This window comes from Pararhodobacter marinus, assembly GCF_003122215.1.
Taxonomy (GTDB): Bacteria; Pseudomonadota; Alphaproteobacteria; order Rhodobacterales; family Rhodobacteraceae; genus Pararhodobacter; species Pararhodobacter marinus.
Map to the genome: position 1 here is coordinate 209,628 of NZ_QEYD01000009.1, position 12,348 is coordinate 221,975.

Sequence of the window (12,348 nt, forward strand, 5' to 3'; positions counted from 1 at the left end):
CCGACACCGCCACCCCTGAACAGGACGGCCGCGCGTGATCTTCAAGCGTCGAAATCCCAGACCTGTCCTGACCGCGATCGGCGAGTTCTTCTGGCCGCGCGGCGGGTGGCGGCGGGCGGCGACTTACGTCCTGCACCGGATGCGCCGTCTGCCCGACACGCCCGAGAGGATCGCGCTGGGCATCTCGGCGGGGCTGTTCGTGTCCTTCCTGCCGATCTTCGGGCTGCATTTCCTGTCCGCCGCGCTGGTCGCCTGGGCGATCCGGGGAAATGTTCTGGCCGCCTTGCTGGGCACGTTCTATGGCAACCCGATCACCTTTCCGCTGATGGCGGCAGGCGGGATGGAGCTGGGCGGTTGGCTTCTGGGTCGCGACGTGCAGATGTCGGTGGGGGGCGTGATGGCCGCCGTGGGGCGCGCGGGCGGCGAGCTGACGCATAACCTTTTGACCGTGGTGACGGGCGATGCCGCGCATTGGGGCCGGCTGGCGGGGTTCTATTCCAACGTGTACCTGCCCTATTTCATCGGCGGTCTGCTTCTGGGCTTGCCCTTTGCGGTGGCGGCGTATTTCGTGCACCTGCCGCTGGTGCAGGCCTATCAGCGCAGCCGCCAGAAGCGTCTGGAGGCGCGCTTCAAGGCCGCGCGCGAACGCCAGCGCCAGAGCAGGCCAGAGACCGGAGAGATGCCATGACCGCCACGCAGTTCCCTCGTCAGCGCCTTGGGGTGAATATCGACCACGTCGCGACGCTGCGCAACGCACGCGGCGGCGCCTATCCCGATCCCCTGCGCGCGGCCCGCATCGCGCAGGAGGCGGGCTGCGACGGCATCACCGCGCATCTGCGCGAGGACCGGCGCCATATCCGCGATGCCGATATCGAGGCGCTGATGGACGTGCTGGACGTGCCGCTGAATTTCGAGATGGCCGCGACCGCCGAAATGCAGGCCATCGCGCTGCGCCACAAGCCGCATGCCGTCTGCCTGGTGCCCGAGAAGCGCGAAGAGCGCACGACCGAGGGCGGGCTCGATGTCGCGGCCGATATGAACCGGCTGGCGGATTTCATCGCGCCGCTCTCCGAGGCCGGGTGCCGCGTGTCGCTGTTCATCGGCCATGATGCGCGCCAGATCGAGGCGGCCGTCCGCGTGCGCGCGCCGGTGATCGAGCTGCATACAGGGCGCTATTGCGATCTGGTGGCCGAGGGCGCGGCGGAAGAGGCGGCGCTTGAACTCGCCGAGCTGCTGGCAGGGGCGCGCCGCGCGCACGAAGCCGGGCTCGAGGTGCATGCGGGCCACGGGCTGAGCTACGCGACCGTCTCGCCCTTTGCCGCGACACCCGAGATCCGCGAGCTGAATATCGGTCATTTCCTGATCTCCGAGGCGGTGTTCCTGGGCCTTGACGCAGCGATCCGCGAAATGCGCCGCCTGATGGACGACGCGCGGGGCTGAGCCCGCGATGCCCGGAGACCCGTCATGCCGATAACCGACCTGTTGCCGATTCTCGTCGCCTGGGTGATCGCCATCGCCTCGCCCGGTCCCGCAACGCTGGCCATCAGCGGCACCGCGATGGAGCGGGGGCGCGCGCATGGGCTGGCGCTGGCCTGGGGCGTGACGGCGGGCTCGGCGGTCTGGGCGCTGGTGGCCGGGGCAGGGCTGGGGGCGGCGATGGTCGCCCATGCCTGGCTGGTCGAGCTGATGCGCTATGCCGGCGCCGCGTACCTGGCCTGGCTTGCGTGGAAATCGGCGCGCTCGGCCTGGCGCGGCGGCGGGGTCGCGCAGGCGCGGGTGGTCGAGGGATCGCTGCGCCGCTCCTGGGTCAAGGGCGCGCTCATTCACCTGACCAACCCCAAGGCGGTGCTGTTCTGGGGCGCGGTCTTTGCCGTGGCGGTGCCGGCCGGGGCGCCCGCATGGGTGCTGTGGCAGGTGGGACTGTCGTGCCTTGCTGTGTCGGTCGTGACCTTCACGCTGATGGCGCTTGGGTTTTCCGCCGGTCCCGTCTCGCGCGCGTATCTGAAGGCAAAGCGCGGATTCGACGCGGTATTCGCGGCGCTGTTCGGCTTCGCCGCCGTGAAGATCCTGAGCGCGCGGCTGGCGTGATCACACTTGCGCAAGGGGGCTTGGCGGAACCGGGCGGGTGGCCGACACTGGGCGCCTGCGTCATCCGAGGGAGATTGCCATGAAATCCGTACTTCTGGCCGCCGGGCTTTTGGCCCTGCCGCTCAGCGCCCCCGCGCAGGTCATCGCCGACTGCGACTGGGCGGGCAGCGCGGCGACGATCGTCGAGCCGTGGGAGCAGACCTCGCGCACCTTCGCCAATGGCGCAATCCGAATCGCGTGGTCCGATACTGCCGAACCTGCCTGCTGCGCGGCGCATGTGATGATCCTGCATCCCTCGGGCGACGGGTCGGACGAGCCGGCCTATCGGCAATGCTCGCTGTTGTCGGCGGACCGGAACACAGGCTTTTACGATGTCGACATCCCCGGGGTCACGGCCAGTTACGACCCCGCCAAGGGCCTGCTGCTGACGGTCCCGGTGCGCTACTGGCACGAAGGCGTCGAGCGGGGCGAACCGGGCCTGCCCGGCGCGGTGCGGGTGCGCATCAACCAGGCGACCGGCACGGTTTCGGTCGAGTGATCCCGTGATACCGAAAGTCTTCCCGTGATCCTGGGCATCGGCACCGACCTTGCCAATATCGAGCGTGTCGAGCGCACGCTGGCGCGCTTCGGCGACCGCTTCCGCAACCGGGTCTTCACCGAGATCGAACTGGCCAAGGCCGCGCGGCGCAAGGACGAGGCCGGGACGCTGGCCAAGCGCTGGGCGGCGAAAGAGGCCTGTTCGAAAGCGCTGGGCACCGGGCTGGCGATGGGAATCTCGTGGAAGGATATGGCGGTGGTGAACCGGCGCGGAGGCCAGCCGACCATGGTGCTGACCGGCTGGGCCGCCGAGCGGCTGGCCGCGATGACCCCGGCGGGCCATCACGCCGTGGTGCATGTCTCGCTCACCGATGACCATCCCTGGGCACAGGCCTTCGTCGTGATCGAGGCGCTGCCCGACCCCGTCCCCAACTCCGCACGCGCGGGCGCCTGAGCCGGGTATGGCCTTCAAAACAAGGCCCCGGTCGCCCGCCAGGGACATGATTTCATTTGACACAATCGCCGGAAGAACGGCTTAGTCTTTGCGGACCGGTCCTGTTCTCTTCAGTCAGTTAGGTGTGCAGATGAGCATCCATTCATTCACGAAAACACATTTGGCGCCCCGCGCGCTGGCCCTCGCGCTGGCGGGGGTGGTCGGGTTCTGGGGCGCGACCGCGCAGGCGGACGAACCCAAGCCCGAAGACCTGAATTTTGCCGAACAGGTGGCACAAGCCGCCGAAGAGCCGACGATGGCGCCCGATATCGTCGGCGGGACGCCCGTCTGGGACTGGCGCTGGCGCAACAATTTCCGCTGGATGGTCGCGCTGACCTACGAGCCGACCGGAGCGCAATTCTGCGGCGGCAGCCTGATCGACCAGCGCTGGGTGCTGACCGCGGCGCATTGCCTCCCGGGGCTCGTCGCCTCGCAGATCGAGATCCTCGTGGGTACGCCGACCCTGTCGAGCGGCGGTCGCCGCGTCGCGGTGGCGGGGATGGTGCCCCATCCCGATTATGTCGAGGCAACGCACGAGAACGACATCGCACTTCTGCGCCTGGCCGAGCCCGTTTGGGGCCCGACCGTGACCCCGGCCGACTGGGCGGCCAACCGCACCTACGCCGCGCCGGGCCGCAACGTCTGGGCGATCGGCTGGGGGGACCTCACCGAAGGCGGCGACGGTCCCGACCGGCTGCATCAGGTGCAGCTGCCCATCGTCTGGCCGCGGCAGTGTCAGAACAATTACGCGGACGAAACGATCCCCTATTCGATGCTCTGTGCGGGTTACTGGAACGGCGGGCGCGACAGCTGCCAGGGTGATTCCGGCGGGCCGCTGGCCGCCTGGACGCCCAATGGCTGGGTTCAGGTCGGCGTCACCAGCTGGGGCTATGGCTGCGCCCGTCCGCGCCTGCCCGGCGTCTATACCCGCGTGGCCTCGTACCGCGCCTGGATCGATCAGGTGATCGCGGATCGTGCGGTCTGCATCGACACCGACCTGCCGTGGATCTTCCGCCGGCCCTTTAGCTTCGATTGCTTCGGCGTGCCGCATAACGACGATTCCGCCTCGGGCCCGGTGCCGATCGGCTTCCCGGTTCGCTTGGGCACCACGACGTACTGGCAGCTGTCGGTGAACAACAACGGCAACCTGACCTTCGGCGACAGCCTGTCGACCTTCACGCCGAACACGCTTCTGTCGAACCTGCGCCTGCCGATCATCGCGCCGTTCTTCGCCGATGTGGATACCCGCGATTCCGACAGCCGCATCGTCTATTACGGCACCGGCTGGCATGCCGGAAGCCGGGTCTTTTCGGCGATCTGGCAGGATGTTGGCTATTATTCCCGCCATGCCGACCGGCTGAACACCTTCCAGGTGGTGCTGATCGAGAATGGCTGGAACAGCGGCAACTTCACCATCGAGTTCAACTACGATCACATCGAGTGGGAAACCGGTGACGCCTCGGGCGGGCAGGGCGGCCTGGGCGGCAGCAGCGCGCGCGTCGGCTTCAGCATGGTGCCGGGTGTCAGCGGCAGCGCACTGGAACTCGACGGCTCCGCGGTGCCCGGCAGCTTCATCGATGGCGGGCCGCGCGCTCTGGCCGAGAACTCGAATATCGGGGTTCGCGGGCGCTATTCCTGGCGGATCGTCGACGGCGCGCTGCGCTGACGGCATCGGCTGAAACCCGATCACGAAGAGAGGCGCGGGCGCATGGGAATGCGCTCGCGTCTTGTCTTGCGGCGCCCGACTATTCTAGGTTGGCGCCACCTTTACCAAGATGCGGTCACGAGACGGCCAGGAGACCCATGATACGCCCGACCAGTTCCCTGTTGCTCGGATTGTCGCTGATCCTCGGCCTGTCCATCCTCCCCGCCATCGCGCCCTCCGTCATCCCGGCGCCGGTCGGCCCCGCCGCCGCGCAGGACACGGCGCCCGATCTGGGCGAGGTGATCACCCGCCAATACGCCGATGGCGGCATCTACGAGGGGACCTTCCTCGACGGGCTGCAACACGGGCAGGGGACCTACCGGCTGCCCAACGGGTTCGAGTATTCCGGCGAATGGATGCAGGGCCAGATCACCGGCACCGGCACCGCGCGCTATCCCAACGGCTCGGTCTATACCGGTGCCTTCGAGGACGGGCGCCCGCACGGACAGGGGCGGATGGTCTTCGCCGACGGCTCCTCCTACGAGGGCAACTGGGATGCCGGGCGCATCATGGGGCAGGGCACGCGGCGCTACGTGACCGGCGTGGTCTATACCGGAACCTTCGACGACAGCCAGCCCGACGGCACCGGCACGATGACCCGCCCGGGCGGGCTGACCTACGAGGGCGAGTGGGAAAATGGCCTGCGCGAAGGGCAGGGCACGATCACCTATCCCGACGGCTCGACCTATACCGGCGCCATGCATAACGACCAGCGCCACGGCGAAGGCACGCTGACCCGGCCCGACGGCACCACCTATACCGGCGAATGGTCCGAAGGCATGCTCCACGGCGCGGGCGTGCTGACGCTGCCCAATGGCGACCGGCGCGAGGGCACGTTCGCGCAGGGCATGCTGCAGGGGGTGGGACGGCTCATCATGGCCGACGGCTCGGTCTACGAGGGCGATTTCGTCAACGACCAGCGCGAGGGGCGCGGTCGGCTGTCGACCGCGACGGGCTATGTCTATTCGGGCGAATGGCAGAGCGACCGCATCAACGGCGCGGGCGTCATGACCGCCCCCGACGGCGCGCGCTACGATGGCGGCTTTTCCGACGGGGTGCCCGATGGCGAGGGGATCATCACCTATGCCGACGGCACCGGCTATAACGGCCAGTGGCGGCAGGGCCGGGTCGAGGGACAGGGCCGCGCGCGGCTGGCCGAGGGGCTGATCTACGAGGGCAATTTCCGCGCCGGCCAGCCGCATGGGCAGGGCCGGATGCAATTTCCCGACGGCCGGATCTATGTCGGCGATTTCGTCAACGGCGTGCGCGAAGGACAGGGCGTGATGACCTATCCCGACGCTACCCGCTACGAAGGCGGTTTCGTCGCGGGCGAGCGCGAGGGGCAGGGCACGATCACCATGGCCGACGGCTTTACCTATACCGGCCAGTGGCGCGCGGGCCGGATCGAGGGGCAGGGCACCGCCACCTATCCCTCGGGCGATGTCTACGAGGGCGCCTTCGTCGACGGCCAGCGTGTGGGACAGGGGACGCTGACCTATGCCACGGGGCAGGTCTCCAGCGGCCGCTGGGAGCAGGGCGTGCTGGTCGAGCCCGATCTTTCCGCCCCCGCGCAGGACGTGCAGGACGGCGCCGAGGCGGCCCCGGAAAGCGACGGCTGACGCGCCGCCCCTTTCACTTTGCCGAAAATACTCCGGGGGTCCGGGGGCAGCGCCCCCGGCGGCTGGATGCGGGCACCGCGGCGGGATCAAAAAGAAGGGGGGCTGTCTGCCCCCCTCGGCCTGCGGCCTCACCCCCCGAGGATATTTCCGGAACAAAGATGCGGCCTGTCCGGTCGGTGCGGGCCGGTTTGTCAGCGCAGCGGCAGCAGGGTCGTGGCCGTGCGGTTGCATTCGCGGCTGGTCAGGGCCGGGGCGCAATCGGTGGGTTCCAGCGCGCGGGTCAGGCACAGGCGCAGTTCGACGATCTCGCCGCGTGGACAGGTGGTGATCATCTGCGCGCGGGTGAGGGCGGGATTGGCCTCGATGAAGGCGGCTTCGACGATATCGGGATCGATGCGGAATTCGCGGTCGATGCCGTCGAAGATTTCCGGCAGGGTGACGCGGTCCGCAGCTTCCTGTACCAGCCGGTAGTAATTCGCCGCGGACAACCCGGTGCAGCGGCCGTGCTTGTTCCATTGATGCCAGGCCGCGCCCGAGGTGCCGAACAGATCCGCCTGCGCCTCGGTCTCGCGGCGCGAGGGGCGGCGTTCGGTGGTGTTGCAATATTCCGGCCAGTCGCCGTCATCGTATTGCGGCCAGAGCCCGTGCACGGCCCAGCCGATCGCGCTGCCATCGTCGCAGCGCGGGTCGTCGCGCTCGTCGCCGTCCATGGCGCAATAGGCCGGGATCCAGCTCAGCGCGAGCAGGTAGCTGTCGAAGGCCCCCGCGCGGTCCTGCGCGGGGGCGGCGGAAGCGGCGAAAAACGGCAGGAGGGCGGTCAGGGCAAGGGTCAGGCGCTGCATTTTCTCTTTCCTCGGGGCGGCAGCCCGCTTATATACGGCCCATTCCCCGAAATCGAGGATGCACGGCCCGCGGCCGTGGCCGGGTCGCCCCGGCGAGCGCCGCGCCATGCGGTTCTCGCAGGTTGAAGGACGATTGACGATGGCAAAACCCCTGATGGCCAAGGCGACCGCCGTCTGGCTCGTTGACAATACCACGCTGACCTTCAAGCAGGTGGCGGATTTCTGCGGTCTTCACGAGCTCGAGGTGCAGGGCATCGCCGATGGCGATGTGGCGACCGGCGTGAAGGGTTTCGACCCGATCGCGCATAACCAGCTTGAGGAAACCGAGATCAAGAAGGGCGAGGCCGATCCGCTCTACAAGCTGAAGCTGAAATTCAACCCGGCCTCGGTCGGCGAGGAAAAGCGCCGGGGGCCGCGCTATACCCCGCTGTCCAAGCGCCAGGACCGCCCGGCGGCGATCCTGTGGCTGGTCAAGTTCCATCCCGAGCTGGCCGATGCGCAGATCCGCAAGCTGGTGGGCACGACCAACCCGTCGATCCAGGCGATCCGCGAGCGCACGCACTGGAACATCCAGAACATCCAGCCGATCGACCCGGTCGCGCTGGGCCTGTGCCGTCAGTCCGAGCTGGACAGCGAAGTGCAGAAGGCCGCGGCGAAGAAGGCGGCCGAGGGCTCGGTCATGACCGATGACGAGCGCCGCAAGCTCGTTTCCACCGAGCAGTCGCTGGAGATGGAGCCCGAGCCCCGTCTGCCGCGCAACATCGCCGGCCTGGAGACCTTCACGCTGGGCAGCGGCAACGACACCGAGGAAGAAGAAGCCGCCTCGGCGCGCGATTATTCGAACGCGGACAGCTTCTTCAACCTCCCCGATGCCGACAAGGACGACGACGAGGACGACGACAACGACGATCCGCGCCGCTGATCCGGTTCTTCCTGTTACAAGGAAAAAGGCGCGTCCCTCGGGGCGCGCCTTCGTCATTCTGCGAGGGGCGCGCGCTCAGGCCTGCCGCGGCCAGAAATGCAGGATCAGCGCGGCCACCGCGACCTCGAGCAGGCTGAGCGGCACCGCGTAGAGCAACAGCGCGAAGGGCAGGACGCCCAGATTGCCGGTCACCACCCACATCATCAGGAAGCCCGCGAACCACGCGACGCCGATGCCTTCGATCAGCGCGAAGCGTTTGAGCAGCATCCACAGCAGGACCGACAGGCAGAGCGACCACAGCGCCCAGGTCGCGCCGTTGAGCGCCGCGTCGGGAAAGGCCAGTCCCATATCCGCGTAATGGCGCTGCCAATAGGATTTCAGCAGGAACTCGTTGCGCACGAATTCGCTGAGAACGATCCATATCGCGGCCGCGAGGATCGGGATGACGGGGTGTTTCAAGGCGGGACTCCGGGCAGTGGCGGGACAGCGGACCGGGACATTGGACCGGGGGCTGGTCGGGGCTGGTCTGGTCGGATCGGGCGCAGGAATCCTGACACCGCATTAGGGTTGACACTGCGGCAACGGCGCGCGGCTGCCAAGCGGCAAATGCGGCATTCCGGCGGTTGGCCGGGCCGGCGGCCACCGTGGTTCGGCTTTCCTTATCCCGCCGGATCGGCTAACAGGACGCGCGTATATCTGAACCCGAAGGTCTGGCGATGAAATTCACCCTGTCCTGGCTCAAGGAGCACCTGGAAACCGAGGCCACGCTCGACGAGATCGTCGACGCGCTGACCGATCTGGGCCTCGAGGTCGAGGAGGTGGCCGATCCCGCCGCCACCCTGGGCGCGTTTCGCATCGCGCGGATCGCCGAGGCGGTGAAGCATCCCGATGCCGACAAGCTGAACCTGTGCCGGGTCGAGGTGATGGACGCCCCCGGCGGCGCGGTCGAAGAGGTGCAGGTCGTCTGCGGCGCGCCCAATGCCAGGACCGGGCTGGTGGGCGTCTTCGCGCCGGTGGGCACGCATATTCCAGGCACGGGCGTGGACCTGAAGCCGGGCGTGATCCGGGGGCAGGCGTCGAACGGGATGATGTGCTCCGAACGCGAGCTGGAGCTGTCGGAAGACCATGACGGCATCATCGAGCTGCCGTCGGACGCGCCCCTGGGCATGCGCTATATCGACTATGCGGGTCTCAACGACCCGATGATCTATATCAAGATCACCCCCAACCGCCCCGATGCGCTGGGCGTGCGCGGCATTGCGCGCGATCTGACCGCGCGCGGTCTCGGTGTCCTGAAGGCGCTCGACGTGGTGCCGGTCGAAGGCGGTTTCCCCAGCCCGGTCTCGGTCGCCATTGACCCGGCGCTGAAGGAAAAGGGCTGCCCGCTCTTCGGGGGTCGCGTGATCCGGGGCGTGCAAAACGGCCCATCGCCCAAATGGCTGCAACAGCGCCTGACCGCCGTGGGGCTGCGGCCGATCTCGGCTCTGGTCGATGTGACGAACTTCTTCACCATCGCCCTGAACCGCCCGCTGCATGTCTTTGATGTGGCCAAGGTCGAGGGCGGCGCGCTGCGCGTGCATCCGGCCGAGGGCGGCGAGGAGATTCTTGCGCTCGACGGCAAGGCGTACCGGCTGGCGCCCGGCATGATGGCGATTTCCGACGCCAAGGGCGTGGAAAGCATCGCCGGGATCATGGGCGGCGAGCATTCGGGCTGCACCGACGAGACCACGGACGTGTTCCTGGAAAGCGCCTATTGGGATCCGATCACCGTCGCCGCGACGGGCCGTGCGCTGAAGATCAATTCGGATGCGCGTTATCGGTTCGAGCGCGGCGTGGACCCCGAATTCACCCTGCCGGGTCTGGAACTGGCCACGCGCATGATCCTCGATCTGTGCGGCGGCGAGGCGTCCGAGGTGGTGACGGATGGCGCGGTGCCCGACACGGCACGGCAATACCGCTTCGACGCGGCGCGCTGTTCCAGCCTCGTGGGGATGGATATCCCCGAGGCCGAGCAGCGTCGCATCCTGCAGGCGCTGGGCTTTGTCCTGGACGGCGACAGGGTCACCCCGCCAAGCTGGCGGCCCGACGTGCTGGGCGATGCCGATCTGGTCGAGGAAGTGGCGCGTGTGGCGTCGCTGACGAAGCTGGAAGGCAAGCCGATGGCGCGGCCGCAGACCGGCGTTCCCGCGCCCATCCTGACGCCCTTGCAAAAGCGCGAGCGGCTGATGCGGCGCACGCTGGCGAGCCTCGGCTACCATGAATGCGTGACCTATTCCTTCATCGACAGCGCCTCGGCGGCTCTGTTCGGCGGTGGCGAGGACGCGGTGAAGCTGGAAAATCCGATTTCCAGCGAGATGACGCATATGCGCCCCGACCTGCTGCCGGGCCTGTTGCAGGCCGCCGCCCGCAACCAGGCGCGCGGCTTCATGGATCTGGCGCTGTTCGAGCTGGGCCCGGTCTTCCACGGCGGCGAGCCGGGGGAGCAGGAGATCCAGGCGACCGGCCTTCTGATCGGCGCCAACGGCCCGCGCGATCCGCATCATGCCCGGCGCGCGGTCGATCTGTTCGATGCCAAGGGCGACGCCGAAGCGGTGCTGGCAGCGATCGGTGCGCCGGCCAAGACGCAAAGCGACCGCAATGTCGCGGGCTGGTTCCATCCGGGCCGCGCCGGGCGTCTGACGCTGGGCAAGAACGCGCTGGCCACGTTCGGCGAGGTGCATCCCAAGGTACTGAAAGCCTACGGGATCAAGGGCGCGGCGGTGGCCTTCACGCTGCCCCTGGCTGCGGCGCCGATGCCGAAGAAAGCGGGCGCGACCCGGGCTGCGCTGGTGCTGAACGACCTGCAGGCCGTCGAGCGCGATTTCGCCTTCGTCGTCGACAGCACCGTCGAGGCGCTGGCCGTGACGAACGCCGCGCAGGGTGCCGACAAGGCACTGATCGAAGCGGTCCGCGTGTTCGACGAATTCTCGGGCGAGAAGGCCGAAAGCCAGATGGGCGCGGGCAAGAAATCGCTGGCCATCAGCGTGCGCCTGCAACCGCAGGGCAAGACGCTGACCGAGAAGGAGATCGAGGCGGTGTCGGCCAAGATCGTCGAGAAGGTGGGCAAGGCCACGGGGGGCGTCCTGCGCGGCTGACAGGAGGGCCGTCGCGCGCGGGGCGGGGCCTCGGGGGCATCGAGCCCCCTCGGCCCCGCGGGGATCTTCGATCCCCGGGCACCCCGGAGGATAGGGGCGGTTTCGGGACAAGGGCGCCGGCAGGCGCCCTTTTTGCGTCCGCGCGGGGCAACCCGGTGCCGTCTTCGCGGTGCATGGCGCTCCGGCGAATCGCCGGTTGGGAGCCTGCAACCGGGCGCCGCCGCGGGCTCGTCCGCGTGGTCCGCGAGGCGCCTGGCACTTTGTCTTGTTTGCGGCGGCGTGGACCGGTCTGGCAGCGCAGGAAGCGCTGATCCTGTGTCACCCACCGCGAACGTAGCTGCGACAGGACCGCGGGTGGCTGTCCGGGAACAAGACCCATAGTCGCCGCAGAAAGCCTGTTTTCGCCTCTTGCAAAGGGCGCGCGGGCGGGGTAATCCCGCGGCCACGGTCGGAGTGTAGCTCAGCTTGGTAGAGCACTGTCTTCGGGAGGCAGGGGCCGGAGGTTCGAATCCTCTCACTCCGACCAATGAAACCAATGGCTTGTGAGCCTCGACGGTTTCGAAAATTTCCCGGCGCTACAGCTTCGCCACAGGATCGCGCCGTTTGGTGCCTAGTCGCGATGCTGCAAGCCGGTTGGGTTGCTATCAGAACTCCAGACATTCACCACGATTCGCACGCCGGGCGGCGCTTCGCCACAGCTCCGTTTGTCCGTCGTGTTGGCCGGAAGGGCGGTGACCGGTCGCTCGCCGCACCTGCGGCGGACGTCCGCTTCCGGCCCTTTGTCCGAGACACATTACGGCAGCCCGGCATTTGACAGACATGATGATGGCTTTGACCAAGTTGTGCGCCGGATGTCTCAGGTTTCGTTTGGCCAATTTCTTCCTGTGCCAGATGTTGCTTCAATTAGCGGTCGACTCCGGATAGGTACTTTAGGAACGTCTGAAAAACCTGCGCGTTCTGGCGTGATCTGGTAGGGTCTTCGGGATGTGACGAGGAGCCCCGCCGATG

General features: G+C 67.8%; 11 protein-coding genes and 1 tRNA gene. 10 read left to right on the top strand and 2 right to left on the bottom strand.

Translation table 11 applies throughout. From position 1 onward, the window contains the following. Positions 1-34: 34 nt before the first annotated feature. The 7 genes from C4N9_RS15580 (at position 35) to C4N9_RS15610 (ending at position 6,442) form a co-directional block, all read left to right on the top strand. The gene (locus tag C4N9_RS15580; RefSeq protein WP_245902583.1) at positions 35-688 is read left to right on the top strand and encodes a DUF2062 domain-containing protein; all 654 of its coding nucleotides are present in this window, start codon (positions 35-37) and stop codon (positions 686-688) included. After that, positions 685-1,440, top strand: coding sequence for a pyridoxine 5'-phosphate synthase (locus tag C4N9_RS15585; RefSeq protein WP_109534265.1), 756 nt, complete (start codon positions 685-687; stop codon positions 1,438-1,440). Before C4N9_RS15580 ends, C4N9_RS15585 begins: the two co-directional genes overlap by 4 nt. 24 nt (positions 1,441-1,464) lie before the next feature. After that, the gene (locus C4N9_RS15590; RefSeq protein WP_109534266.1) at positions 1,465-2,088 is read left to right on the top strand and encodes a LysE family translocator; all 624 of its coding nucleotides are present in this window, start codon (positions 1,465-1,467) and stop codon (positions 2,086-2,088) included. Positions 2,089-2,167: 79 nt separating this feature from the next. Then, complete coding sequence (locus tag C4N9_RS15595; RefSeq protein WP_109534267.1) at positions 2,168-2,626, top strand: hypothetical protein; 459 nt, start codon at positions 2,168-2,170, stop codon at positions 2,624-2,626. 24 nt (positions 2,627-2,650) lie between these two features. Then, positions 2,651-3,079 (top strand): holo-ACP synthase, encoded by a 429-nt coding sequence (acpS, locus tag C4N9_RS15600; RefSeq protein WP_109534268.1) that lies wholly within the window; start codon positions 2,651-2,653, stop codon positions 3,077-3,079. A 130-nt stretch (positions 3,080-3,209) separates the two neighbouring features. After that, the gene (locus C4N9_RS15605; protein WP_146195176.1) at positions 3,210-4,784 is read left to right on the top strand and encodes a trypsin-like serine protease; all 1,575 of its coding nucleotides are present in this window, start codon (positions 3,210-3,212) and stop codon (positions 4,782-4,784) included. 137 nt (positions 4,785-4,921) lie between these two features. Beyond that, entirely contained in the window at positions 4,922-6,442 is a 1,521-nt protein-coding gene (locus tag C4N9_RS15610; RefSeq protein WP_109534270.1) for an MORN repeat-containing protein, read from the top strand. A 191-nt stretch (positions 6,443-6,633) separates the two neighbouring features. Here the strand turns inward: C4N9_RS15610 and C4N9_RS15615 are convergent, their stop codons facing one another. After that, entirely contained in the window at positions 6,634-7,284 is a 651-nt protein-coding gene (locus C4N9_RS15615) for a ribonuclease T2 family protein (protein ID WP_109534271.1), read from the bottom strand. Between the two features lie 139 nt (positions 7,285-7,423). Between C4N9_RS15615 and C4N9_RS15620 the strand changes: the two genes are divergently transcribed. Then, the gene (locus C4N9_RS15620; protein ID WP_109534272.1) at positions 7,424-8,206 is read left to right on the top strand and encodes a DUF1013 domain-containing protein; all 783 of its coding nucleotides are present in this window, start codon (positions 7,424-7,426) and stop codon (positions 8,204-8,206) included. 75 nt (positions 8,207-8,281) lie between these two features. On the opposite strand, the gene C4N9_RS15625 is transcribed toward C4N9_RS15620, so the two are convergent. After that, the gene (locus tag C4N9_RS15625; protein ID WP_109534273.1) at positions 8,282-8,665 is read right to left on the bottom strand and encodes a hypothetical protein; all 384 of its coding nucleotides are present in this window, start codon (positions 8,663-8,665) and stop codon (positions 8,282-8,284) included. A gap of 257 nt (positions 8,666-8,922) precedes the next feature. On the opposite strand from C4N9_RS15625, the gene pheT reads away from it, so the two are divergent. Next, positions 8,923-11,340, top strand: coding sequence for a phenylalanine--tRNA ligase subunit beta (gene pheT, locus C4N9_RS15630; RefSeq protein WP_109534274.1), 2,418 nt, complete (start codon positions 8,923-8,925; stop codon positions 11,338-11,340). A gap of 449 nt (positions 11,341-11,789) precedes the next feature. Next, a tRNA-Pro gene (locus C4N9_RS15635) sits at positions 11,790-11,866 on the top strand. Positions 11,867-12,348 lie beyond the last annotated feature (482 nt).